Below are 24,693 nucleotides of genomic sequence, written 5' to 3' on the forward strand. Positions count from 1 at the left end.
GTTAACTGAATGACGCTGCAAGAAGCGAATGCGGCCCTTACCAGCCGCCGCCGGCCCCTCCTCCGCCACCGGAGCCCGAAGACCCCGATCCAGACGAGTTAGACCTGGGAACGCTTGCAGCCATGGATGAGCCCATGGAAGACGCGAAGGAGGCGATGTCACCTGTGACGTTCCCCGTGCGCGTGCCGCTATACCAGACAGGCGCATATGCCGCTGCCGCCCCCGCCACAGAGGCGCTGAGCCAAATCTCGAAGCTTTTGCTCCAACGTTTTTCGACGCCCAGAACGACAGCGTAGGGCAGCAGCGTTTCGAAATGTGCGGGCGACATCTTCGGCGCGCCCAAAAGGTTCATGCGGTCCTTTTCGGCCAAGGTCAGGTAAAGACGCAAACCAGCGATGTGATCGCGGATGTCACGCCCTCGTTTCGTTGGTGCCGAGAGGAGGATAAAGAAAAGCTGGTTCATCACCACGAGGCCCCAGACCATCGTCAACGCGGCCCCTGACCCCATGACATCGCCAAAGCTGTCGATGGCCACCAAGAAGGCAAGCAAGCCAATCATGCTAAGCAGAATGACCGCGACCGTGAGCAAAAGCCGCGCCGCCACCATTATACGCCGCCGCCGCGCCCTGAGCGCTTTCCAGATGAGAATGCCAAGCAGCAGTGGAACGGCGCCAGAAAGTGCAATCGCGCTGATGCTGTCAGAGGAAAGCCCGCTGGTGAAACACCAAATCAAAGCAATACCCACCGAAGCGAGCAGGCCGATGAAGAACACGCCCCGGTTATTTTGAAAGAACACACCCCGGTTCTCGGCCTTTATCGCGGCGCGGAACGCCATGGACATCGCCTGCACGGCCTCTCCATTAGCGCTCTCGATCGTGAAGGCTCCGCCGTGCTGCTCGACGGTCTCGAGCAGCACCGCCTGCCCGGCGGGCAGATCGTCAGGCACCGGCTTGGATGCACGCGTGATCGTGACCGCTTGATCCAGGTTATCAAGCGTCACATATCCTTTCACCGCCAGATCAATGGCTGAGGCTGAAAGCGCGCTCCACGCACCTCCCGTCAACCCGCTTTCGTCGATATAACTTGCCAAGGCCGGGGAAACGCCCTTGGGCAAATCCCAGCGCGCTACGACGATCCCCGATTTCGGATCGCGCCCCCGTGCGAACCACCGCGCGAAGAAAAAGGCGAATACCGCCGCCAAACCGCTGTATGCGATCACCGCCCCCAGATTGTCGCGCCACCACCATGCGCGGATCTGGGCAGACGTCGGGGCCGCCACCACGCCTTTTGTAAAGCTTGCCTCAATGGTCAAACCCTCGCCGACGTAAAGCATGCGCGTGCTCTGAAACTCGACATGGTTGCCCGAGATCTGCGCCGTGGCATCCTGCCCGGTCTCGCCTTTCGCCCCCGTATAGGTATCGGCCGATAGCACCCGATCCCCGTTAGGCAGGGTCACCGTGGCTCGGGCGCTTTCAATCGGAAAACGCCAGCCCGTCCCGGTCACATTCCAGACCAGCGCATCATGATCCGTGCGAAAACGGATCTGGCGGTCCGTTTGGTAATCGATGCGATAGGTATGCACCCCCGGCGGCACGGTTTCATCCGCGTTCCCGATCTGAATGCGTGTGCCGCCCTCGACCGCTTGGGTCATGAATAGCTCGGGGGCGCCGTCACGCGTGACCGCCTGCACATCGAAAGACACCTTGCCCAGCGTGCCGTCGGCTTTGACGAAATAGCGCGGGAAATCGCGATAGATCCCGTGCTTGATCGCATCGCCCTCGGCCGTGACGGTGATCGTTTCGCGCACATCCAGCGTGCCATCCGCCGCAATCCGGATATCAGACTGGAACGACCGAATGACCTCTTGGGCTTGCACCTCCGGCGCAAGGGCGAACAGAAGGAAAAGCGAAAGGCGAAGCGCGCGACGCAGCATGCCCCGCCTCAGAACTTGGCCGAAGGCACCGCGCGATCGGCAGCGTCCTCAATCTCGAAATAGGGTTGCTGGGCAAAGCCGAACCGTCCCGCAACGAGGTTGGAGGGAAAGCTCTCGACCTTGACGTTCAGGTCGCGCGCAGCACCGTTGTAATAGCGTCGCGCCATCTGAATTTCCTGCTCAAGCGTGGAGAGAGAGGCTTGTAAATCGCGGAAATTCTCGCTGGCCTTCAGATCAGGATAGGCCTCGGCAAGGGCGAACAAGCGGCCAATCGCTTGGTTCAGCACGCCTTCGGCTTTGGCGCGCCCCTCGACATCCTCGGGCGCGACACTTACGGCCGCGTTGCGCGCAGCTACGACCGCATCGAAGGTCTGACGCTCATGCGCGGCATAGCCCTTGACCGTCTCGATCAGGTTGGGGATCAGATCGGCGCGCCGCTTGAGTTGCACATCAATCCCCGACCAGCCTTCACGCGTCATCTGCCGAGCGCGCACGAGTGCGTTGTAGAGAAAGATGACATAAAGCACCGCGATAACGATTACAGCGAGTATAATAAGCAGAGCAGTCATAGAAAAGTCTCCTATCGGGTGCTGGGACGCGGGCGGTTGAGATGTTTAAAGTCGACAATCTGGCATCGGAGCCATCTTAAAGTTATTGCTTATCTTAACAAGTTTGGCATCCACAATCCGGATCGGATCAAAGGGGACGTAATCCTGAACCGAAGCCGAGACTTGCATGAGCGTATAACAGCCCGAATAGGTTTGGCGCTTACCCGTGTCTGTTAGCGCCTCAATCACGACTGGCACCGCGCTGTAGGTCTTGCTCATAGCGGCGTCCAAGACGGGCTGACCTAACCGCAGCCGCACATGCGCGGTATGGGCGTAGCCGTCGCGAAATTGGGCATATTGCGCATTGATCTCCTCTGGAGAGCCCTCGGGCATACCCCGCAGCTTGTAGCTAAAGGCGCGCGCATATTGCGACAGGTTGATCGCATTGTAGTAAGAGCTGATAACGTCGCGCGCGGTCGAACGATTGTCGTAATACGTCTCGCGGGAAGCGTGCGATTGCGCATTCACATCTTGCGCCTGCGCGGTTGAAAAACAGATCAGCAGCATGGGCGCGAAAAGAGCTAACTTCATCCTGTAACCAAATCTTTCTGGGCCAGCCCTTCTGGCCGCCGCGTGGTGATAAGGCCCTCAATGGGCACATTTATATCCCGACAAGACTTTGACCGCCCTTGAGGCCCACGAGAAGGCCCAAGACGATACTTGGAGAGCGCGCTAGCAACTTTGTCCAACCACAGGACTAACTCTGCCACGGGGTTCCAGATTTGACTATCGCGTTGGCGATTGTGACCAGCCTTCTTGCTATTGCAATTCTCAATGAGAGTTATACCGCTACCCGGGTCACTTCTGGGTGGAAATCAACACACCTTGGCACTGATCGTGTGTTCAAGCGCGACGAACGGCAGGTCTGAGACCTCTTTACCAACTACCGCCTCTTAGCGTTTCACATGCAAAAAACAGCCAGCCGACAGGAGCGAGCCAGACCCGAAAGTCGGATAAATCAACGCTACAATGCGGGGTTCCCCGAAACTGCCACTGGAACTGATTGCAGAAATGCCCTTATGGCGATGGCCGCTAGCGGGCAGTATGCGTTGGATCCTTTAATTGGCTGAGCGCAGATCGCGATGGACAATACGCACGCCATGAAACTTCCTACGTCTATCGCGGTGGGCACGTAGAGGATGAAATTGACATCACCAGAAAAGACCTAAAGCGGCGAAGCAAAGTAGCCCCTCCAGTGGCATCCCCTGCCTAAATTCGGAGCGCTCATCTTTGCGCTATTCTGGCTCCCATTCCCGGCGCAACGTCTCCCCCTCGCTTCGGGCATCCGCCGCCAGATCCTTCCGCCTTAGGAAGGCGTTCACCCGTGTCATCATACCGTCGACAAATGCCGCCTTTTTCCCGGTCTTGTCGATCATTCGCACGAGGCGGTGCATCGGCGGCATCAGTCGGTCGAGCAAAGGCTTCGGCACCGCGCGCAAGACAGCGAGGTTGTCCAAGTTGATCTTATTATTCGCATTCACCCGCATGCTCTCAGTTTCGATCTCCCCGAGCAGGCTTTCAAATGCTCCGATCGCTGCCTCAAATTCTACCTCCTTCTTGTCTGCTGCGGCCTCCCGCTTCCCTGCCCTCTCGCGACGCTCGCGCGCAATCTGCGTAGCCTTCGCCGCTTCTTGCTCTGCCCTCTGCAAATTTACCCTTTCAGAGTCCAGAACGGTCGCCTCGGCGCGCAGCTGCGCCGAAGTCTCGTCGACCGCTTTACTATCTGCCTCAACCCGTTGACGCTTGGCCTCGAGGGCGAATTCTACAGCAGCCAACTCTTCTTCCTTCTTTTGAAGGCGGACCGCATAGATCTGCAGCCGTTTCGCCTCTTTCTCGCTTAACGCCACTGTGGCGTTAAGCTTATCAATAATTGCTTGTGTCTTCACCATCGAAGCCCGAAGTTCGAGGGCACGTAACTCGAGCGATTCCATCTCGGCCTCGCGTGCCGCGATTTCGCGCGGAAGATCCTCGTGCAACTGCCGCACCGAACGATGCAGCGTATCGGCGTAACGTGCCCCAGCGGCGAGGCGGTCGCGTTTACGATGCCCGCGCTCGATCCCAGGGCAGTGCTGCGCCATCACATCCGCCGCGATGTCTTGCAACTCCGACATCGTGCCAGCCTTCATCGTGTCGCTCAGCGCAAGCCCCGCCTCGGAATACCCTCGCAATGTGAAATGCGCATGGATCGTGGTTTCGTCGAGATGGACTATTAGTGATTCCAAGGCCGTATCGAGCGTTGCGGCGATGGTATTTGCGAGTTCTTTAAATGCCGCGTCCTGCGCTTGAGGCTCAAGCGCCTCGAACATACGTGCGGCCTCGGTACCGAAGGTGATAATTCCCGCGGTAACCACCGCCGCGTTTGACTTCATTGCCCGCTGCCGCCCTGCCCTCCTGCGCAATTCTGCATTTTCATTCCTGATCTGAAACAAGGGACGCAACTCGCAGAGCTTGCGGTTCAGGTGAGAAAGATCCCTGTTGACATAGTCCGGCACCTTGCCCAACCGATAGTCGTGATTACGTGTCCCCTTTGCCTTCGACATCGAGCGAGCCTCAAGGCGCACCGAAACAGCCCGAGGGTTTGCCTTGGGGAAGGAATGCGCATCGACCGTCAAGGTGGCGCGGTTTTCCTGAACGAGATCCTTCATACGGAAATACTCGAACAAACTGATGAAAATCCAAAATTGAATCTCTAAAATCCTGAATTTGAACGGGCAGCGGGAGATTTGGGCATCGCAAAACCTACTAGGGATAACCTCACCCTCCGGGCGCGTTTTATCCCTGTAGGCGAAGGGAGAAGCCGCGCATCCCCCTTTCGAAACCCCCAGCCGAAGGGGCCTTGCCCCTTTCGAAACCCCGCATAAATGGCAACGTCGCCCAAATGCTATTGCCAGATTGAGCCCGCATTTAACATTTCCCGACAGTTGGACGCATACGTGACAATCGCCTCCAGATGCCAAGTAAATCTGGAGGCGGCAGACCAGTGCTCTTCCAAGCTATAGAATTCACTGGAAAATCATTTAATCTCACGTCATTAATGCTGTGAGCGCCTTTCCTTTAGGCTCGAGGCATTTCATACGGGCTTACAGCGGATTATCAGAGCATGGCATTTGATCTAAACACGATTGAGACTCGGCTACAGCTCTTGGATTGGCGGGACAGCCAACTTGAGGCCATTACGGGCCAGCTTGAAGATGCATTTCCCTCACTTGAGAAGACCATAGAGACCCGCCTATCCGAGATGACCACTCTCCAAGTTGCGCGCGCTCAACTGAGCGCGAAACCTCTTGCCGAGAGCATCATCTCCCCTTGGGCGGCCGCGCAAGGCCTGATCGCGCTGAAGCGTGCAGAGGAGAGCCTGACAGCCGTGGTCACCGAGATGAATATGGAATCCAGTATAGGCGATCACATCCATACAGCATTGCCCGCTCTTGCCGGCGTCGGCGTCTTGGCTGCATCGGTTGCAGGCCTACCTGCCGTCGTATCTTTCGCGACAGTAACTTCGTCGTTCCTGTTTATCTCTACCTCTAGCATTAGCGTTCCTCTCCTTCTGGTTGGAGGAGTAGCGCTAACCGGCCTCTCGTTAGCTGGCTTCAAAGGCCTAGACTATGCCAAGGATAAGTCGCGGGCACGCCTTGCGGCGCGCATCTTGGCCGAGGCGCAGGCTGTCATTTTTGGTCAAGGACTTGCGCCAAATTCACGTTGCCTCGTGAACGATCTACAAGCGATTGTTTTGAAGGCTGGGGTAAACAAGTTAGAAGAGATTGCCTGATGCCGCTGCTTTTTGATGTCCCGAGCAACTTAGACCTACTTGTCAAAATTGGGAAAGCCACCCGTTTTGGAACAATAATAAAGGACAACGCGACTGGTCAAATTCTAGGACATGTTCAACAAACGTCAGCACTTCAGCAAATCTTGAACACCGTCACGGGGTCGGCCATATCTACCGGAGGCTTCTCCCCACTCGGGATGATGTCGCTCGTTCAAAATGAGCAAATCAAGAGCGGCATTGCAGATCTCCAGAACAGCATGGCGTTGATGCAAAACCTTCAATACGGCACGCTTGCGCTTTCCGGCCTCGGGTTGGGTGTTGCAATCGCTGGCTTCGCCGCCACCATGGCAAAGCTAAAAGCGATCGAAAAACGCCTCGACGTGATTTCAGAAGAAATTGCAATGGTCACGAAGGATCGACGCGAAGATGACTTGAAATCCGTCTTTGCTGAAATGGGGGCCGATCTGCAGAACGTTGAGACGCTGATCGACCGCCGTGAACCTCAACGTGTGGCTGAGCAGCTCCAACTCTCTCTTTCCCGAGCGGCGCGACTTATCGAAGTCCATTTTCTGCGCGAGGCGGATATAGGCTCCCTTGTGTCAATGCAGATGGCGCAGTTGGACCGGCTCTGGACACTTGCCGCCGCTATCCGCGTTTGCCAAGAGGCCGCGATGCAAGCGTTATTTGCTGCTGACGAATTGGATGTCGCGCAGCGTCTTGGACAATCCGAACTTGATCGCCAACTTTCGCTTCTGGAAGCTCTCAGCCCTGACACTCTTAGCCGCCTCGTGAGCCGCAGCACCAACGATCCGGAAAAGTCGAAAGTGCTTCGTATTGAGGCACTTACGCAAGCGCGCATCCTAACTGATGGCTTAAAGGGAGGCGTCCTCGGGCTCGCCGGTCAGGTCAGCATCGCTCAGACGTTGCGGTTGGAAGGAACCAGCGGCATCGAATACATTCGAGCGGTGAGCGCCCCTACGGAAACCCCTCTGCTTTACCTGATGACGCCGGAAGGCATGTCCGCGTGAACGCGCCAATCATACGGAATGAGACGCCGTGGTTATGTGTGTCAAACTGGAAACCTAGGAGCCGCTCTAAATGCTCAAAGGAATACTGATAATCGGGCTGTTGATCTTTCTGCTTCCCTTCATGATTAAGGTCGTGATCGGGATCGGTATTCTAACCGGAGGCTAAATCAGGTCGCCAGTGATAGGCTCAATTATAAGCCATGTCGCCGCCATCAGATTCTCATAGTATTCCCGCCCTAGGTGTTAATTTCCACGCAGAAGTGAGCCACGCAACGCGAAAGCGCGGTGATTGAACGCGAGCGCGAAATGGATAGTGCCCTTGAGACAATCACCGACCTCGTTGCACAGGCAGAGAGCGGCGATCCGCTCGACAGCGATCGTTGGGAGAATTTCGAGCTCGCGCCAAAATTTCTCCAGAAAATTATCGAAACGGCACCGATGTCACGTACCCCGGTTCAGCGCCTCGTCTTCAATCTTGCAGGCATGTTAAAGCGCGCGGCCACTGCTATGAATGGTGGCACCAAAGATGAGTACGCTCAGCGCCTATGCCACGATCAACCATAAACGCGCCGACTTCGTGATCGCGGATGCGCAGGACAGTATCCTGTGTGTCGTCGAGTACCAGGGTGTCGGCCATTACGGGCGTGGTAATGCGGCGCGCGAAAAAGCCGAGAAGAGCGATAAGGTGAAGCGGGCGGCGCTGGCGTCGGCGGGGATCACGATGGTTGAGGTGCCGGCGAAATTTACGGTGGAGAGTGTGCGCAAGGAGTTGCAGAGGGCAATGCCGCTTCAGGGAATGTAGACCGGGATGATCGAAGTCGCTTCAATCGCGAGACCAAAGACGCGCCCTTCAATCTGAAGGATTGCCGTCCCCTGCCCCTGAATTTGTGCCGCGTCGACTTGACGTGAACGAAGGCTTTCCCTTTGACGCATGACCAAGCTCTGCGCGGCTTTGGCGAGAACGCTTGATGCCGAGCCAAGTGAGATGGATCACAGAGACGACAAGGTAAATAATCCCGGTCGATACCGCGAGGAGCAAGAGAAGCCCACCGGTTGTGCCCGGGTTGACCCATAGGCTGAAAACCAGCCCAAGGGTGATTGCGATGAGAAGACCGCGGGAGAGCTGTACAAAACCCATATCGCTATGCCGCCCCGATCAGAACGAGGAAGGCCTGTCCATGCTGATCGGACCAGTCACGGACCAAACGGCGCAGGTTCTCTATAGAGAAGCCGTCCTGCAGTAATTCGGGATTGGTCGCGATCTTTTGCTGCCAGCTCTGCAACTGGATCAAGGCCTGCTCGTAGGTCGAAACCCGGCTTAGGTCCAGCATCAGGATGAGCTTGCCCACTTGGCCAAACTCATCGGCCGGGATCCAGCCGAAGAGGTAGGGCCCGAGGCCATCCAGCGCGATGCCCTCGTTCTCACGGATGCTGCTTAGGATGGCTCGCGCACGACTGGCATCATAACTGTCGATCGCTTGTTTGCATGTGGAGATCGTGTCCGCGCGATGCATGGCGCGGTTCAACCGTCCGGATAGTGCCGCGTCGATTAACGGCCAGACGGTTACGAACTGATCCCCCGGCAGCTCAGCGACCGATGCGCTGACCGGCAGGCTGTTCACATAGGCTTGGCAGAAGATCATGTGACGGCCGAAGTCATATTCTGATGCCGTGGCGATGAAGGTCATAAAGCCATAACCGCGAAAGTTCTCTGGGGGGAACTGACCCGGACCGGCAAACACCCGCGTTGGCACCGGCGGCCCGCCGGCGCTTGCTGGCTGCACTGCCTGTGCGGCTGTTACCTGAACTTCTGCAGGTTGGACACCTATATTGGGTGGCTGACTTGAAGCGGCCAGGTTGCGGCGGAATCGCACCTTGGGCATATCCTGCACAGATTGCGCAAGACGGAGAATATGCAGGACCTCTGCCTTGCTGGGAGGGCCGGTAATGGTCTTCCCATGTGTTTTACGGAAGGCCTCAAACGAACGGGAGGTCTTGGCCCCGTAAAGTCCATCCGTAGCGCCGGCATCATAACCCAAGGCATTCAGCGCAGCTTGAAGATCACGGACAGTTTTCCGATCCAGACAGGTCGCTTTATCGCTGCGCTGGCAGGGTATTTTCATGCGCGACGGCTGTACTGCCTTGGTCCGGTCCGCCGTTGTCGGGGGACGGAATTGGTCGATCCTCACCGCAGGCTTAAAAGGTTCCTGTGCAAGCGCCATCTGTGTCGTCGCGATCGCGACGACAGTGAATAATGCCGTGCATCCGGATCGAAGGAATGCAGCGTCCATTGGTTTTTTGACCACTTACCTTGAGGTGCCGGGGCGACCCCCTGCCCTTGGGCGCCTGAAATGTCATGCTTTATGTGCAGACATCAGGGTTGCCGAGCACCTACGTCAAACAATCGCCTCAAGATGAGCTTGCCTGAGATGGGTCGCAAAATCAAGCATGGCAGCCTCCGCAGGGATGGCGGCGAGTTTCTCCTTAGAAATCCGGCTCATCACTGAAGCTGATTTGCCGCTCCTTAGCAGCCGTGGTCATCTCTTCAAACAGCCCATCGATGTCCCGGACTTGATCCGCAGGCGCATCGACGTGGCGCAGGAGAACGAGCTCGATGTCGCCAAATCTTTTGGGCAGACAACAGCCCGCAGGCACCGTCAGCCTATGCAGGCGTAGCAAAAGTCACGACCGAGAAAAGTGCGATTTGTGCTTTGAGGGCATGCTAAATCGGCGATCAACCCAGGCGTTCCACCGACACCGCGCCATCACACCGGACTGTAATCGAACACGGCAATTCACCATTAAGGTTTTGACCTTATTATATTTAATTCCATCTCAGATTTTCGAAATGGCCAACACCCGCGTAAATCTCATTTTCGGTGGAATGTTATTCTTGACAATGGGAACCCCGATTAGGAAGTTTTATCGGGGTTCCCAGTGAAACCCTAAGCGCTCATTATTTCCAACAGACACCGATGCGCAGCGACTTGGTCCAGCACACTGTCACGGATGTCGAGAAACTCCTGGAAAATATACTTCAGCTCGATGAGCTCATCGCCACGATCAGAATAGACCGCCACTTCACGGGTTCCCTTTATGATTAAGGTCGTGATCGGGATCGGCGTTCTAGCCGGAGGCTAAACCAGGTCGCCAGTGATAGCCTCAATTATAAGCCATGTCGCCGCCATCAGATTCTCATAGTATTCCCGCCCTATGCTCTCAGGCAGGTGCCAGCGGTCGAATTGCTCTCTAATCAATCCGAAGGCCTTGCCTCCCGCGCCTAACCTTGTCATACAATGGCGTCACAATACTTGCATTGATCACAAATCGGTTCAGCAAGATACGCAAGCTAAATCAATGGCTTGCGAAGTTTTTGCTCCGGCCCCTACCGCCGGAGCCAAAATTTCTATAAGCTACTGAAAACAAATGGCTTCCTTAATCCGGAGTCGCTGTTCGTTCGATGAAGTGCACATTTCGGTGCACTCAGCGGTGCACATCTCTGTCTCGGAGATCAAACCGCATGACACGTCGAACCTCCCTCCCTCCACATCTCGAATACCGGAAATCGGGCTATCTCTGGCGCCGCAGAGTGCCAACAACCCCTTATCGCCACAGCTGCGAAACCAGCTTCAGCAAGAAATTTTTTTCTTTTTCTATAAGAACCCACATCGACCGTGACGCAAAGATTATCGCCCAACGCCTGACGGCTCTGAGCGATATGCTTTTCACCCGCGTCCGGGAGAATACCATGGCGATCGCGCCCGATATTGCTGAACGTTTGCTGACCGAACTCGTTCGATTCGAAATCGATACATTCGAGCGCATGCGGGCGGTTGCCGACCCGATGTCGCCCGCTCTCGCCCAGCTCGAACTTGATCGCGAACTCGCACTTCAGGACACGCTGCGCACCGCAATCTTTCTAGGTGATCGCACGATCGCTGAAGCCCCCGTGCGCGCAGTCGCGGCACGCATGGGTCTCACGCTGGAAGAAGGAGACGAGGACTTTCGCGCGCTGGCCTACCAAGCGAGCAAGGTTCTGCTCGACGTCAGCCGTGAGCGTGAGAAACGCCGCCTCGGGGTCTATGAAGAACCCACGGTGTATTTTCGCCACGCGATGCGTCCCGCCCTCACACGCCCGCATAACATCATGCAAGACACCATGGCGGCACCGCACAGAGACAGTCAGACCCAAGCGCCCAGCCCGGCCGGATTCGCCGCACCCTGCGATGCCCGCTATCGCGACACTCCATCACCGATTTCGCCCGTCGCGGCTGGCGAGCCAACCGGCGCGCTCGCGAATGTCTGCGACGCAGGCCCTGAAATTGCCCCCCCACTGCCAGCCACTGGCCAGCACGAAAGGGATGCCATCATCCCCTTCAACACAGAGCCACCGCCAAACATGACGCCTTTGCAAGCCCAGGCCGCCCGCGTCGCTCTGCGCCCACCAAGGTTACACTTCGATCCCGTCTTGCTGAGCGACGACTCTCGGGCAGCGCTTAAAGAACCGCGCGGCATCACGATCAAGCAAGCCCTGACGCTTCACTTCGAACTGCGCGCGCTTGGCTACAGTGAAGACTTTTCCCGGCCACAAGTGCGCGATCGCGCAGCCGGCAAGCGCTGGGAGCAAGAAACCAAGAGTAAGAATGCATTTGCCGATATCTACTGGGCGGAGCAATTCGGTGAAACGCCTGTTGATGAAATCACGCCCGAGCTGGTCGACGATGCTCTTGAATTGCTGTGGCGTGTCCCGCGTGATCACAATCGCGGAGCCAGCTACTCCATAAAAAACGGCTATGGCTACTTGATCGAACGGTGTGACGCCGATGAAGCAGAACTCAAACGCGACATTGAACGCGCGATCGCCAAAGGCGCGCTTTCCGGGGAAGTCGACACGATGCGCAAAGAGCGTTCCATTCCACGCTTTCGCGTCGATACCTATCTCAAACATGCGCGCCGCCTCGGCGCGGTCGGGAGAATGCTTTGGGACATGCATCTCATTGATCACAATCCCTTCTCAGTCTGCGTCTGGTCCAACAAGCAAGTCAAGACGCTGCGCCGGCGCGAAGAGGGGCACGCGCGCGCCGCTTGGGATGATCGTATCAACAAGCTGTTCGCCACGTCTATTTTTACCAAAGAACTCGAAGATCCGGGGGACGCTCTGTTTTGGGCTCCCCTCATCGCGCGCGCGCAAGGACTTCGAATGGAAGAAATTCTTCAACTCAAAACCGATGACATCGGAACCGACAAAGCCATGCCGTATCTGCAAGTGCGCAATACAGACGAAAACCACGTCAAATCAGAGAGCAGCGAACGCCGCGTGCCTCTTCATCCGAAGCTCGTCGATCTCGGCCTCATGAAACTCGTGGATCTGCGCAAGAAACAGGGCCACAGCCGTCTCTTCCCGTTCCTGAAGCGCGGCAAGAACAAAAAGACCTATGCCGAGAACTTCACAAAGAGATTCAACTACTTCCGTCGCATCAATGATGTCTACTGGCCGGGGCTCGACTTTCACGCGCTGCGAACAACATTCCACAACGAAATCCTGTCCGACGACGGCTCTGACGCAATCCGTCGACGTCTCATGGGGCACGCGCCCTTAGACGAGGGCGAGAAAAGCTACTCACAGAGTTTGGGCATGGAGCCACTCCTGAAGCGCCTGAAAAGCGTCGATCTGGACATCTCGCAGATCCGCAAACCGTTCGATGCCCTCCCTCACCCCGCGCAAGATCGCGCCAACGAACTCGGCTTGAAGGTGGTCCACGGCAGATAGATCGTATTGCGGAGCCTGTATATCCTGGTCGGACTCCTCTGACGAACGTGCTCTTACTATGCGCACCGCAGCTGGGCGTTGATGACCCGTTTGTTGAGATCCCTCCCCTTTAAGGCGTTTTGCGTCCGGCTTGAGAACCGGATTGTGACACGCCGCGGCACGCGCGGCCACCAACAGGCACATTTCGCAAAGAGCATCGTCCCCCCTAAAGGGTCTGCTTCCCGGCATGGTCCGGTGGGAATGGGGGACCGCTGCCAAGCCTGTATTGGCACCGGATTCGCCATCCCTACCCTCTGCAATCGCGCCGGTTCGCGCGTCCTGATCCTTCCTTTTGGACGGCGTTATTTTACAGGGTTTTCCGTTTTGAGAAGGCTGCTTTTTGCACCAGTTCCTTGAAATGGAACATCTCGACAAATCACGCTTCACCGACGCCGGTCCCGCGGCCACAACGCTCTCAGCGCCGGAGTATATTAAGCTGATCCACCCGCCCGGTTCGGTCGGCAAGATCACTCTCATGACGAAGGATGCATGTGGCGGTGTGCATTCGGTGACGCACACGACCGCGACCGCTCCGATTTTGGTAAACTGCCTTCTCGATGGCGACGGCTACGTGTCTTTGCATCGTTTTCATGGCCCTCGGCGTGTGGACAGGCTTGCGGCGTTGAACGGGCTATTCCTGGATCTCGACATTGATCGTCTTCCTCGCGGTTCAGCGCAACATGCCAAACCGTGGGCTCAAAAAGTTACGCGCGCGCTGGAGAAGCTGCGGCTACCCATGCCGAGCATTTTGCTTTCAACCGGCCGTGGCCTCGCTGCTATCTGGCTCATCAGCCCGCTTCCGCCGCAAGCTCTGCCTCGCTGGCAATCCGCGCAAAACGTGCTCATAGAGCTGTTTCGACAGCTCGGGGCCGATCCAAGCTGTCGAGATGCGGCGCGCGTCACACGTTTGCCCGGATCCTTGAATACGAAGTGCGGGCGCGAAGCGCATATCATGCAAGGATCGCTCTCGCGCTACGATTTCGACCAATTTTCCGACGCGATTTATACGGCTGCCGGGCGACCAACACGCGAGCAGCTGCGCGATCGCAAGGCGCGACAGAGTGGGCGTAAACAGAGCGAGCGCACAGGTGGCCTAGCTCCGGCGGAACGCTTCGCTGCGGTTCTGCGAGATCTGGAGCGTTTGCGCGGAGCCTGGGGTGGGCTCATCCCGGAAGGTTACCGAAATACATGGCTGCACCTTTACGCAACATGCCTGTCTCACACCGCAAATGCATCGGATGTCGCAGGGCTCGTAGAGCAGATGGCAAGCCAGGCCACTCCCGGCCTTCCCCCCTCAGAAGTTCGCCCCATTGCTAAAATGGCGACCAGCCATGCCTCTCTGCCGAGAGCTAGCAGCCCCGGCCATGACGGCAGATATCACTACTCTGGGGCGACGATCGCGGAGCGTCTCGGCGTCTTGTCTGAAACGGCACGCGGTCTTCAGCTTGAGCAAATCATGCCGTTGGATGAAAGGGCGCGACGAAAGGCCGGGAGGGAGTGCGAACGCCGCAAGGCCGCAGGTGCTGTCTCCAGAGCAGAGTGGCTAAGTGAGCACAGTAAGGAGAGCGTGCAGCCGTGGTTGGAACTTGGCATATCGCGCAGCACCTACTTTCGGCGCCTGAAGAACGCAAATCCGCTCGACACAATCGCGAGCCGCTCGGGCAATTGAACGTGAGACTGCTCCGTGCCCGCTACAGGGGGGGCTTTACCGAGCCGTAGGCCCAGCAGGAGGGGCAAAGCCCCCTCCTGCAAAACGCCTATAAATAAACCACAACCCACTGCCCAAACCCCAAAAACGCCCAAAGCAGCGAAGACAACACCTTCATCGTGCCTATAACGCCCTCCACATTTCTGAGACGCGATGATGACAGATCGCCATCGAATGAGAGACGCTTTCTAGGTCAGGCTTGGCTCAAACAACCTGCGCATCACACCGCTTATCCTGGATAGATGCCCCGCAGCCTAGCGCCGCTCAAACCAAGGTTGCTGCGGCTTTTCGATGCCTGTGGGCTGATCCTGCTCCACCTTGCGCCAGACGGTTTCGTCAACCGGGGCGATCGTTGCATCGCGGCCGTTCACAAAGCTCTGTTCGCGCACGATCAAGCGATAGGCGGCGTTGAGGGCATCGGCGCGTCTGGATGAGGGCAGGATCAGTGCGCCGATATCGTTGCGCAGCGTGGCGGCGCGCGCAGGCGTCAGTTCGCCAGCCTCCAGCCAAGCCTCTATCACCTCGGCATTGGCGCGAAACTCGTCTCCGGCACCATTGCTTGTCAGGTAATGGGCATACTCGCCCGTGCCGTCAGCGCGGATCAGATCCGGCGTGCCGACAAGGCTCTTTTGGCTCCAATGATACCAGCCATCGCGGAACGCGCCCTTACCCAGCTTGCGCGCGAAGGCAAAGGTGGAGTCGTCATTCGTGCCCAAGGTGCCGTGGCAGCCGATGCAAAACACGGTTTCCTCAAAGCTCTGCGGGCGCAGAGCGCCGCTGGCATCCTCGATGAACCCTTGCAGCCGCCAACCGAATGCGTTGGGAATACCGGTCTCGGACGTGCCAAAGAACTGTTTGGTGCGATCTGGAAAAGCGTTGTCTTCTTTAAGTTCGGCCAGCGCGGTTTCCTCCAGCGCGGCATAGCTGATCCAGTCGGTTTTGCGCATATAGCGCAGCTCTTTTATCCGCGCCGCCATCGCGATTCCCGCAGGCGTGGGATCAATATAGCGCACCGTATGCACGAACTCGGTGCCCTTGGGATACAGCCCGGCGGCCAGCTTTGCGCCCTCGGCCCCCGCGCGCCCTGCATAGTGCATGGTGATGCCGTCGAGCGGTGCGAAGGCGAATGTCACGCGCGAGGCGGTGCCCATCACGCCGTCGCGGTCCAGATCGACGCCCATCGCGCGCTCGTCAGTGGCAGGGATCACCACGTCTTTTCGGGTGATCAAAGCTTCTATGATCGCGAAATTGGTCTTGTAGATCGTCAAATCGGGCGCGCCGTCCACTGTTTCGCGAAACGCCTCGGGCAAACGGATCAGCACATCATCGGTTGAGCCATTGGTGGGCCAGAACGTGCCCGGCAGCGGCTGATAGGCGAAGGCGCGCCACCCTGTCAGCGCGCCATCGGGGCGGCGATCAAAGCCCGCGCCATCAAAGGAGAACTGCACATCCGGCGTGTAGCCATCCCAGTGCCCATTGCCATCCACGTCCCAAGCGTCGGGCAGATCGGCCAACGTCTTCGCCAGCGCGATGCCGCCTTGCGCATCGTGGTAATTGTCTTGACGCACATAGGCGCGGATCTCGGCATGATCGGTCGCGGCGATTTGGGCGCGGCGGTCCACGAAAAGGTTCGTCCAGGGGTTTTCCAGCGCGGGTGCGGGAAAGGCGTATTCGGTCTGAAGATCTGCATCACGCACGTAATTGGGGCTGCGCGGATAGGTGTGACAGGTCTGGCACGGGTTGTGCACCTTGCCTGAAGAATCCTCGGTCTTGGTGTAGCATTGCGAGGGGACATAGGCCGTCGGATTGTCCAGAATCGTGGTCTTTAGATCGACCGCTCCGGCCAGTGTTGTAGACCCAAGCAAAGCCAATATCGAGATACGCAGCATCGGGTTTCGTCCTGTTCGCGTTCGTAAAAAACGAGACCCGGATTCCCGGATCTCGCCAGTATCATGTGCAAGGCCCGATCAGTGGGTCTTGGCGGTCGCGTCCATTTGCGGGAACGGGCCGACATAGCCGACATAGGCGCGCGCCTGAGCCGGATCTGTCAGCTTGTCCTTGTCGCTCTCGCCATAGGGGTGCTGGATCACGGCCATCAGATAGCCGTGGCCGTTCACATTCGGATACCAGTAAGTTGAGGTGGTTTCCGAACCGTAGGGTGTGGACAGGATACGGGTCAGCTCTTTGGTGTCGGTGTTCATCGCCCAGATCGCATCGTTCTGGTGGCCCGAGCCGGTATCTTCGCCGATGATCAGCGTGTTATAGCCCGGGATGTAGGTGATGTTATCGGGGTTCGCGATGCCGTTGATGTCGCAAGAGTTCAGCACGGCGGTGTCGCCGCACATATCATGCGTGGGATCGCAATTCGGATCCATCGCACTGGCCTTATGCGCCTCGGTCAGCGGCTTGCCCGAGATGAAGCCCATGATCTTTGTCGCATCATATTTGTCATCCAGCGAAAGCGAATAGACCGTGCCGCACTTGTTTTTGGGAAGACGGATCGCGTTCCTCCCGCCCTTGTCCTGCTTGGCGACGTCTTCCATGCCCTTTTCAACCGCCGACATCGACAGATACATCTGGTGCTTGTCGGGATCGTAGGTGATGCCCTCCATTTTGCGGAACTCGGTCGTGGCCCCTTTCATCGAGGCGTAGCGGCGGGTTTCCAGACGCGACGCGAGCATGTCCATGCCGTCTTTGACCCTCAAGCATTCGGCATTACCCTCGGCGTTCGAGGCCGAAAAGCCCTCGGGGCACAGACCGTCATCACCGATCTCGGCGGTTTCGAACAAGTCCGAGAACTGGATGCCGGATTCGATGGCTTTTTGAACGCTCGCATCATCCGCATGGCCCAGATCGACCCACTCCAGATCGGCGGCACCGCCGTCCTGATCCGAGGTCTGGTTCCATTTCGCGGCATAAAGCTTGCCCGAGGACAGATCACCCTCATTGTCCGCCTCAAAGCGGAACAGGCCCACATTCGTGCCGTCATCCGAGATATAGGCGGTTTTGCGGTCGGGCATAACATAGGCCAGTTCGACAGCTACGCGGCCCATCGCGAAATGCTTATGTGCGTTGGCGTTGCCGTCCTGAGAAATCGCGATCTCGGTCGGGAAGCCATAACGATAGGGCTTATAGGCAGCGCGGAACTGATCGAGCGTCATATCCTCGGGGTTCACCCCGGCATAGCGCACCATCGGGAAGTCATAATCGTCGATCTCGTCCAGCGAGGTGGCCGCTTCGATGCTGCGCGCATCGGCGGGATATTCTTCAGACCCCAGATGCGTCTCCCACGGGGTCACCGAACCTGCGCAAGGCACCCAAAGACCGTGGAACTCTGCGAAATTGATCGGCTTGGTCGAGATCAGCTTGAGGTTGCCCTCGCCATCCTGCTCGACTTCGCTGAGATACATAGCACCGGGGCGCGATTCAAAATGCGTCACCGAATACAGCTTGTCGCCCTGACGGATCAGCGAGGTGAAATCCGCGTCTTCCGAGATATGCTCGGAGCCGTCAGTGGATTTGACCGGATTGCCGTCTTTATCGGTCAGCAGCGCGAAAGTGTGATCACCAATCTTGTCGCCCGAACGCGCCATCACATGATAGCCAATAGCGTAATCTTTACCATCAACAGTGACCTTGTCAGAGGCGATGGCCGCGCGTTTGGCCGTGTCATCCTTGGCAAATGGCACAGGCGCGAAGGACAGATCCCCCGCTTGAGCGGCAAGCGGCAGAAGGGCGATAGCGGTGGCTTGAAGAAGAGCGGAACGAAGCGACATAACAGGTCCTTGATTGGTTGCGTTCACCTCCCCCTAACGAGCTTGTGATTCTGTTTTGTGACGCTTTGCCATCGCGAAGCTTCTTTTAAGGCGTCACATGAAATGCACCTTAGCCATCGTGTTGAGCTGCCGCTGAGGCCAGGAAAGACCGCCAAATCGCAGGACTCGTCCTGCGACAAGGACCGGTTCGATATCGACAAGTTCGCCGAGGCAAGCTCACGCCGATAAACAGGGATCTTCAAACGGCTCCGATGCCAGAGTGTCAGCCTTAACCGTATGCCCATTAGGGGTGTGCCCCATTTGAGCGGTGACGGCGCCCGCTAGTGCCTTGCCGCCCCTTTGATCTAAAAAGCCCCGGGTCATTTCTGTTGACCTGCCCGGCGATGGATAAACTGCGTCTCTGTAAAGCGGCTCGTTCGCATTCCTTTGCTCCTTCAATGTCGAGCAGACTCTTCTTCATGGTGAGGGATTTTGCAGGGCGTCAACTTAGTCGGCTTACGCAATTTTGGAGACAGAGAAACTTATGCCTATTTCCTTTTCAAATCTTATTAAGAAAGGGAAAAATGCTTACGGTAAAACAAGTTGCAAATCATTTTGGACTTCGCCCGGATACGATCCGTCGAAAAGCACGTGCAGGCGAGATTTCCTGCATCAGGATTGGCAGGGCCTATCGGTTCGACTGGCCGGACGTCTGGTCTTGCGAAGATGGGCCTATGCCCAAGGGCGCGATGAGCGCGCGGTATCAGGTTCCTCTCGTGTCGAAAAAGCAGATTGCTTGGTCGCTCCAAGTCAGCGTGCGCACTGTAGATCGTTGGCTCGATGAAGGCCTTGCGACACGTAATGTCTTCGGTGCGGTTCGGTGCAATCCTGATGACGTAGCGGACTGGCTGCGCCTGGGCAAGGAAGTGACGCTTTCTCCGGATTGGTGGCAATGAGCGCCTGTCGCACACAAGCCATAAGTATCGCTGCGACAGAAGCAGCGTATCTCTGCCTGTCGCACAAACGTCCCCAAACATCTATTGGCGTTATGTTCGGGGACGTTTGTGCGAAACGCGGTAAAATCACGACAACATGTGCGAAACGCCCCTCCGGACGCGATCTCCTTAGCGGACCAAGCAAGGTCCACGGCCCGGCCCCTGCGAGCTTCCTTTTCTTGTGAAGGAAGCCCGCAGCCCCCGAACATGGAGATTAGAATAATGCACCACGACACAAAACTGAGCAACGCATCAGAGCCGACGTTCTCGACTTTCCTTACTTGGGCAAAGGAGACCGGCGAGACCCGTGATACAATTTACGAAATCGAAAAAGTCGCCGCGCGGCTCGATCTGACTGTCGAGGAATTGGACCAAGTCCCTGCAAACCTTGGCCTCTTCGAAAAGAAGATCGCAATATCGTCCTACGGCGTGGTGTCGCGGTCGAGCAACCTCGAGAAGGCGCGCAACCGTGGCAACTCGCGCATACGTGCAGCTCTAATGCGGTTTCTCTCAGCGCGCGGGCACGACGCCCCCGATACCGACTCCCGCGCAAGCTACGACCGGGCGATACAATTCATCATAGACAACGAAGGGTTCGTTGCGCGCGGCGCGCTCTTTACTACGCACACCCACAAGCCGTTTCTGCTAGTGCGGGCGCGGGCCCGGCTTGGCCTGTCGCAGATGGATCAAGCAGAATTCGACCGGCTCTGGCACGATGCGACGCCGGACGCGCGCAAGTCTTTGCGCAAGTTTGCGCAGCGCGTTGCCCAGTTTCGTCGCCGCCATAATTCCTGGCCGGCGCTTGCCGAAATGCTACCGCAGCAAGATCTTATCGTGCCTTTCAATTCCGATCGCGCACGACGGATCGAGTGGATGTCGCTGCCCGCATCTTTTCGCGAGGATGCAGAAGAAGTGTTTCGCCACACCCTTCGCGAATTTGGTGACATAAAAGCCTGGGCAAAGGAGCAGTTGCGCCTCGGCCGCTCCGCCATTGAAGTCGACGCTGAGATTGCAGCACGCGTGGGCGACAGGAGACGTCAGCCGAAGAACACCAAGTCCGCTCTTGCGGGTTACCGGTATGCGACAACGTGGCTGTTGCGCGAAAGCTACTCGCCAGAGACGCGGTTCGCAGGGCTGAAAACCCTGCGCGACCTTTTCACAATCGACGCCTTAGAAGCGGCATGCGATGCTCAGATCGCGCGCTGTGAGGCGTCGGTCACTCTCAAGAACGCCGGTGAGAGTTCAACCCTGTGGTCACGCTTTGTAAATATCACGACGATTGCCCGCCACGGCCTACGCGACCCCGAGATCCTCGCGCGGATCAGAATCGTGCGCGAGTCATACTCGGAGCACCTGAAATCGCCGAGCGAGATGACCGCCGATGCAGAGGCTATTTGTGACCGGCTAAGAAAATCGCCCCAACTTGCGGCTACGTTTGTAAACGCCCCCTCGCGGCTCATCGCCATCTCGCACAGCACGCTGGAGGCCGCATCGACCACTTTCGAAAAAGAGCGTGGCCTGCGGCTTTCTGCCTGTGCGGCGGCCTATGCAGTGCAAGTCAGCCGGGCCCTGCGCCCGGGCAACCTGTTCATGATCCGGCGCAAAGCGATGCCTAACTGCCCGCGCAACCTGACTTGGCTCGTCAATCGGGAGCATGCCGAGATCCGATTTTCCGGCGGTGAGGTCAAGAACGGGCAAACCGTGATCGTAAACGTGCGGGGGGACGACGCTCGGGTCCTTTGGAACTGGGACAAGGTCGATCGCCCCCAGCTCATGAAGATCCACGGCATCGAGGCCTCGCCCTATCTGTTCCCGGGAACCGCCGACCCGCGACTAAGAAAGGCTGAGTTGAACTTGCCTGCGGGCTGTATGTCGGTCGCATCGATCATGGAACTCTGGGATCTCGGTGATCGGCATCTCGGACTCGGTCTTACGCCGCACCAATGCCGACATGCGCTTGCGACGTTGATGCTCGCTGTCCGTCCGGGAGACTTCGCGACCGTTGCTTCGGTTTTAGCCAACAGCGAACAAGTCGCGAGACAGCATTATGGAAAAGACAGCGGAGAGGCGGCTGCCAAGGCCGTTCGCGAATCTTTGCTCGCGCAGCATCCAGATATCTTTGCACGCATGACCAGGAGAACATGACATGAAACCCAGTCTTGACGAGATCTTGAAGGATGTGCCGGCCGTCATTCGCAAGCCCATGATTGAGGATGCACGAAATCTCGCGCCGGGCGCGGCTCATGTCATGGCGCGATTTTGGTCAGCCATCCACGCAAGCAATGGAAATTCGACCACGCCTAAGGCCGAGGTTTACCGCGCTGCCGCCACCTCGGAATCGACGTTTCGTTGTCTCCTGCGCGCGCTTGCGCAATACGCGCCGCATGTGTCCACCGCACACGCGAGGCCTGTCAGTGAAGAGTGGTATGCGAGACGCCCCAAACAGGAATCAGCGACACCAAAGGTGAAAAAACCTGCGGGATCAACCTGGCCCATTGCCTGGCAACAGATGAAACCAGCACTCGATGCAGCTCCGCTCAAGCGCAGCACCCGGCAACGCTATATGGCAAGCATCGATCGATGTGCAGCCATTGTCGCAGAAGGCCTCGCTTCCGATCAGCTCGGGTTCATCTCGGCATGCGATCTGTCAGAAGCATTTCTGTTTCATCCAGACCCGACACGACGCGTAAAGCCCATCACGGCAGCCAACTACATTAATTCTTTGATAGCGTTAGGAACCAAAGCCCGAGTCGCGGCGGCGAGTCTGAAATCGATGCAGTTCGTCTTGCACGACCTGAAAGAGCAAGCCGCTTTATGTGAGAAAAACAAATATGAAAGGCTGTCCGGACTGATGAAACGCGGGGGGTATGGCCATGTTGCCGACAGGATCAGGGAATTCAGGGAACGCGCTCATGCCCTGCCGGCGCACAGCGCGGCCCGCCGCCGCTGCATGCAGCAGGCGGTCGTCTGCGCGGTCATTGTCAACAAGCCGCCGCGCAAGGGTGATCTCGTCTCGTGGCGGTTCGGTGATCAGATTGTCCGTGATGTCGACGGCACCTGGCGCGCCGCATGGGAACAGGCGAAGACGGGGGGCGCAACAGAAACGGGTGCAATCTGGCCGGAGATCTGCGAGATCCTCGATGAATGGATTCTCGATGGGCGCCCCGACCGGCTGATTCATATCCGCTACCAGGAACTCGTAGGCCTCAATTGGCTGACGCTCGAGGACACTGTGTCGTATCGCAACCTGCCGAGCGAACTGACCAAGACTGCAATCGGCGTGCCATCTCATGATTTGAGGACCCTCGCCGCAGATTATATGCGACGTCACGATCCGGCGCACGCCGCGAATGTCATTGCCACGCATCTGGGGCATAGCACGCAGGCAGCCGGAAACGCTTATCGAGCCGAGTGTGAAGGATCAGCGGCGCAGTCAATCTGGGCAGACGCAAGAAAGACCATCGCGACGCAGTTTGCTGGATCATCCAGTGCGCGCAAGAAGCTGGCGGATTGGTAAGCGCGGTAGCTGTGGCGATCTCTTCAATTTCGCCAAGTTGCTACGGGCATACCGCCACCCTGGATCTACTCAAGCCTTTTAGCATAGCCCGTCAATAAGTCTGAACGATCCGTCGCGCAGCCCACAACCAGAACTGCGTCAGATGAAATGATGGCGCAGATCATCGCTCTCTCACGTGCTGCCTCTTTGACGCACGCGAGAGAGCGATGATCCTGCACAACCGATGCGCGGAACAGGTTCAGAAGCGGGCGTCTCAACCCCCGAAAATTGGAGACATCATGTTCCACCCAACCCATCCGATTAAACCCGAACACCGCCCTATTCCGGCAACTGAATTGCGCAGGGGCGATATCGTTCTGTTTCGCTTTCCTATCAAAGAAGATGGCGATTTGCGCCCGAAACGCCGGCCGTGCCTCGTGCTGGAAAAGCACGATATCTTTGGTGAAACTTTCATCGAACTTGCGTATGGCACGAGCGCAATGACGCGGGCAAACCGAGGGTATGAAATTCACGTTCGCAGGCCCGAAGACGTCTTGGCGAGCGGATTGAAAGGGCCGACACGCTTTGTGGGATCGCGACGCATCTCTGTGTCGCTACGTAACCCCGGACTGTCGTCGTGCGCTACCGTGCCACGCATCGTCGGGCATCTCGCCCCGGCGTTGAACGTGCGATTCGATGCAGTCCGGGCGCGAATCAAAGCAGATGCTGACATCGCTGAAGATTACCGCAAAGAGCAGGTCGCTCATTCGCGTGTTCCCAACAAACGGCCGCGCACACCCGACAATCCGATTGTGGTTGAACGCATCAAAGCGCCCCGGATTCTCGACCCGCTCCGAATTCACGCCCCGCGTTGAGCCGCTATCGCTTCGGTCGCTCACGCAAGGATGCCGCGGCCGAAGCTCTTCTGTTCCAGAAAAGCCTCAAGCCCATTTTGGGCACATTTAATACGCATAAAAGGATCCCAACGATGTATAAACAAACTCAAAGCCTGATCGCAAAGAAAGACGTGACGACATCGCTCGTCGCAGATGTCATCACGCGCGGCCGCGAAATCGCGTATCAGGTGCCTGAAGTTGTGACGGAAGCCGCAACCCTAAGGTGCGTTGGAGTTGCGAATTTGCTCGAACATCTCAAACATCGGGACGCGTTCAACACCGACGTTAGCGCCGCGCTGGCGCAGTTGGTCGATCTACTTGAAGCGCGTCTCGCGTCCGAAATCGTCGGCCCCGATTTTGACTACGTTGAGACCCGCTATGGGCCTGACGGTTCCGAGGGCGAATATCGAGAAATAACGCGCTACACAGAAACGGGGGAGCAGATTGCGCGCATGCGCGATCGCGTTCTCACTTTCGAACTTCAGCGCAATCTCGCACTCGATCGTCTTGCAGCCCTGCGATTGATGCAGACCATTTTGTGAGCTCAAAGCTTATGCCTTCGCAGTCCGGGTCCACCCCGGGCTGCGAACTCAATTGGCATGTCGACTTAAGGCTTTGGGGGCATATCGACTAAGCAGACCCAAAAACGAATGACTGACAGCAAATTGAGCACCTGGATCGCCGTGATTTTGATTG

The 24,693-nt window shown here is 57.4% G+C and carries 19 protein-coding genes; 12 read left to right on the forward strand and 7 right to left on the reverse strand.

The annotated features are described in order from the left end of the window. Positions 1-37 precede the first annotated feature (37 nt). The 4 genes from ACN0SD_RS13660 to ACN0SD_RS13675 form a co-directional block, all read right to left on the reverse strand. Positions 38-1,933, reverse strand: a complete 1,896-nt coding sequence (locus ACN0SD_RS13660) for a DUF2207 domain-containing protein (protein ID WP_417808784.1) — start codon at positions 1,931-1,933, stop codon at positions 38-40. 8 nt (positions 1,934-1,941) lie between these two features. Continuing rightward, positions 1,942-2,502 (reverse strand): LemA family protein, encoded by a 561-nt coding sequence (locus ACN0SD_RS13665; RefSeq protein ID WP_417808785.1) that lies wholly within the window; start codon positions 2,500-2,502, stop codon positions 1,942-1,944. Positions 2,503-2,547: 45 nt separating this feature from the next. After that, on the reverse strand, positions 2,548-3,072 hold the full coding sequence (locus ACN0SD_RS13670; RefSeq protein ID WP_417808787.1) for a hypothetical protein: 525 nt from the start codon (positions 3,070-3,072) through the stop codon (positions 2,548-2,550). A gap of 704 nt (positions 3,073-3,776) precedes the next feature. Continuing rightward, positions 3,777-5,186, reverse strand: a complete 1,410-nt coding sequence (locus ACN0SD_RS13675; RefSeq protein ID WP_417808788.1) for a plasmid recombination protein — start codon at positions 5,184-5,186, stop codon at positions 3,777-3,779. Positions 5,187-5,641: 455 nt separating this feature from the next. Between ACN0SD_RS13675 and ACN0SD_RS13680 the strand changes: the two genes are divergently transcribed. The 4 genes from ACN0SD_RS13680 (at position 5,642) to ACN0SD_RS13695 (ending at position 8,140) form a co-directional block, all read left to right on the forward strand. Further along, positions 5,642-6,310: a hypothetical protein gene (locus tag ACN0SD_RS13680; RefSeq protein ID WP_417808789.1), complete on the forward strand. Its 669-nt coding sequence runs from the start codon at positions 5,642-5,644 to the stop codon at positions 6,308-6,310. After that, positions 6,310-7,338, forward strand: a complete 1,029-nt coding sequence (locus tag ACN0SD_RS13685; protein WP_417808790.1) for a hypothetical protein — start codon at positions 6,310-6,312, stop codon at positions 7,336-7,338. The genes ACN0SD_RS13680 and ACN0SD_RS13685 overlap by 1 nt, the downstream gene beginning before the upstream one ends. A gap of 285 nt (positions 7,339-7,623) precedes the next feature. Beyond that, the gene (locus tag ACN0SD_RS13690; RefSeq protein WP_417808791.1) at positions 7,624-7,902 is read left to right on the forward strand and encodes a hypothetical protein; all 279 of its coding nucleotides are present in this window, start codon (positions 7,624-7,626) and stop codon (positions 7,900-7,902) included. Continuing rightward, positions 7,865-8,140, forward strand: coding sequence for a DUF2726 domain-containing protein (locus ACN0SD_RS13695; protein WP_417808792.1), 276 nt, complete (start codon positions 7,865-7,867; stop codon positions 8,138-8,140). The genes ACN0SD_RS13690 and ACN0SD_RS13695 overlap by 38 nt, the downstream gene beginning before the upstream one ends. Positions 8,141-8,480: 340 nt before the next feature. On the opposite strand, the gene ACN0SD_RS13700 is transcribed toward ACN0SD_RS13695, so the two are convergent. Continuing rightward, positions 8,481-9,629, reverse strand: coding sequence for a peptidoglycan-binding domain-containing protein (locus ACN0SD_RS13700; protein ID WP_417808793.1), 1,149 nt, complete (start codon positions 9,627-9,629; stop codon positions 8,481-8,483). Between the two features lie 157 nt (positions 9,630-9,786). On the opposite strand from ACN0SD_RS13700, the gene ACN0SD_RS13705 reads away from it, so the two are divergent. From ACN0SD_RS13705 to ACN0SD_RS13715, 3 genes are all read left to right on the forward strand, one after another. Next, positions 9,787-10,014, forward strand: coding sequence for a hypothetical protein (locus ACN0SD_RS13705; protein WP_417808794.1), 228 nt, complete (start codon positions 9,787-9,789; stop codon positions 10,012-10,014). An 844-nt stretch (positions 10,015-10,858) separates the two neighbouring features. Next, positions 10,859-13,108 (forward strand): tyrosine-type recombinase/integrase, encoded by a 2,250-nt coding sequence (locus ACN0SD_RS13710; RefSeq protein WP_417808795.1) that lies wholly within the window; start codon positions 10,859-10,861, stop codon positions 13,106-13,108. 379 nt (positions 13,109-13,487) lie between these two features. Further along, positions 13,488-14,816 carry a hypothetical protein gene (locus ACN0SD_RS13715; RefSeq protein WP_417808796.1) on the forward strand — a complete coding sequence of 443 codons (1,329 nt, stop codon included), beginning with the start codon at positions 13,488-13,490 and terminating at the stop codon, positions 14,814-14,816. Between the two features lie 293 nt (positions 14,817-15,109). Here ACN0SD_RS13715 and ACN0SD_RS13720 read toward each other — a convergent pair whose 3' ends face one another. Both ACN0SD_RS13720 and ACN0SD_RS13725 read right to left on the reverse strand, forming a co-directional pair. After that, positions 15,110-16,744: a hypothetical protein gene (locus ACN0SD_RS13720; protein WP_417808797.1), complete on the reverse strand. Its 1,635-nt coding sequence runs from the start codon at positions 16,742-16,744 to the stop codon at positions 15,110-15,112. 78 nt (positions 16,745-16,822) lie between these two features. Further along, positions 16,823-18,631, reverse strand: coding sequence for a PhoX family protein (locus ACN0SD_RS13725; RefSeq protein ID WP_417808798.1), 1,809 nt, complete (start codon positions 18,629-18,631; stop codon positions 16,823-16,825). 563 nt (positions 18,632-19,194) lie between these two features. Between ACN0SD_RS13725 and ACN0SD_RS13730 the strand changes: the two genes are divergently transcribed. The 5 genes from ACN0SD_RS13730 to ACN0SD_RS13750 all read left to right on the forward strand — a co-directional run bounded on the left by ACN0SD_RS13730 (position 19,195) and on the right by ACN0SD_RS13750 (position 24,539). Then, positions 19,195-19,566: a helix-turn-helix domain-containing protein gene (locus ACN0SD_RS13730; RefSeq protein WP_417808799.1), complete on the forward strand. Its 372-nt coding sequence runs from the start codon at positions 19,195-19,197 to the stop codon at positions 19,564-19,566. Between the two features lie 261 nt (positions 19,567-19,827). Beyond that, positions 19,828-21,750 (forward strand): site-specific integrase, encoded by a 1,923-nt coding sequence (locus ACN0SD_RS13735; protein ID WP_417808800.1) that lies wholly within the window; start codon positions 19,828-19,830, stop codon positions 21,748-21,750. A 1-nt stretch (position 21,751) separates the two neighbouring features. Next, on the forward strand, positions 21,752-23,122 hold the full coding sequence (locus ACN0SD_RS13740; protein WP_417808801.1) for a hypothetical protein: 1,371 nt from the start codon (positions 21,752-21,754) through the stop codon (positions 23,120-23,122). Between the two features lie 278 nt (positions 23,123-23,400). Then, entirely contained in the window at positions 23,401-23,976 is a 576-nt protein-coding gene (locus tag ACN0SD_RS13745; RefSeq protein ID WP_417808802.1) for a hypothetical protein, read from the forward strand. After that, entirely contained in the window at positions 23,973-24,539 is a 567-nt protein-coding gene (locus ACN0SD_RS13750; protein ID WP_417808803.1) for a hypothetical protein, read from the forward strand. Before ACN0SD_RS13745 ends, ACN0SD_RS13750 begins: the two co-directional genes overlap by 4 nt. The last annotated feature ends 154 nt before the right edge of the window (positions 24,540-24,693 follow it).

This window comes from Thioclava sp. (assembly GCF_048263065.1).
GTDB lineage: Bacteria > Pseudomonadota > Alphaproteobacteria > Rhodobacterales > Rhodobacteraceae > Thioclava.

Bases quoted from the DNA above. Each gene is read 5' to 3' on its own strand.
- ACN0SD_RS13660 (WP_417808784.1), bottom strand. From the start codon at position 1,933: ATGCTGCGTCGCGCGCTTCGCCTTTCGCTTTTCCTTCTGTTCGCCCTT.
- ACN0SD_RS13740 (WP_417808801.1), top strand. From the start codon at position 21,752: ATGAAACCCAGTCTTGACGAGATCTTGAAGGATGTGCCGGCCGTCATT.
- ACN0SD_RS13680 (WP_417808789.1), top strand. From the start codon at position 5,642: ATGGCATTTGATCTAAACACGATTGAGACTCGGCTACAGCTCTTGGAT.
- ACN0SD_RS13685 (WP_417808790.1), top strand. From the start codon at position 6,310: ATGCCGCTGCTTTTTGATGTCCCGAGCAACTTAGACCTACTTGTCAAA.
- ACN0SD_RS13705 (WP_417808794.1), top strand. From the start codon at position 9,787: ATGGCAGCCTCCGCAGGGATGGCGGCGAGTTTCTCCTTAGAAATCCGG.
- ACN0SD_RS13700 (WP_417808793.1), bottom strand. From the start codon at position 9,629: ATGGACGCTGCATTCCTTCGATCCGGATGCACGGCATTATTCACTGTC.
- ACN0SD_RS13745 (WP_417808802.1), top strand. From the start codon at position 23,401: ATGTTCCACCCAACCCATCCGATTAAACCCGAACACCGCCCTATTCCG.
- ACN0SD_RS13725 (WP_417808798.1), bottom strand. From the start codon at position 18,631: ATGTCGCTTCGTTCCGCTCTTCTTCAAGCCACCGCTATCGCCCTTCTG.
- ACN0SD_RS13710 (WP_417808795.1), top strand. From the start codon at position 10,859: ATGACACGTCGAACCTCCCTCCCTCCACATCTCGAATACCGGAAATCG.
- ACN0SD_RS13675 (WP_417808788.1), bottom strand. From the start codon at position 5,186: ATGAAGGATCTCGTTCAGGAAAACCGCGCCACCTTGACGGTCGATGCG.
- ACN0SD_RS13665 (WP_417808785.1), bottom strand. From the start codon at position 2,502: ATGACTGCTCTGCTTATTATACTCGCTGTAATCGTTATCGCGGTGCTT.
- ACN0SD_RS13735 (WP_417808800.1), top strand. From the start codon at position 19,828: ATGCACCACGACACAAAACTGAGCAACGCATCAGAGCCGACGTTCTCG.
- ACN0SD_RS13720 (WP_417808797.1), bottom strand. From the start codon at position 16,744: ATGCTGCGTATCTCGATATTGGCTTTGCTTGGGTCTACAACACTGGCC.
- ACN0SD_RS13670 (WP_417808787.1), bottom strand. From the start codon at position 3,072: ATGAAGTTAGCTCTTTTCGCGCCCATGCTGCTGATCTGTTTTTCAACC.
- ACN0SD_RS13695 (WP_417808792.1), top strand. From the start codon at position 7,865: ATGAGTACGCTCAGCGCCTATGCCACGATCAACCATAAACGCGCCGAC.
- ACN0SD_RS13730 (WP_417808799.1), top strand. From the start codon at position 19,195: ATGCTTACGGTAAAACAAGTTGCAAATCATTTTGGACTTCGCCCGGAT.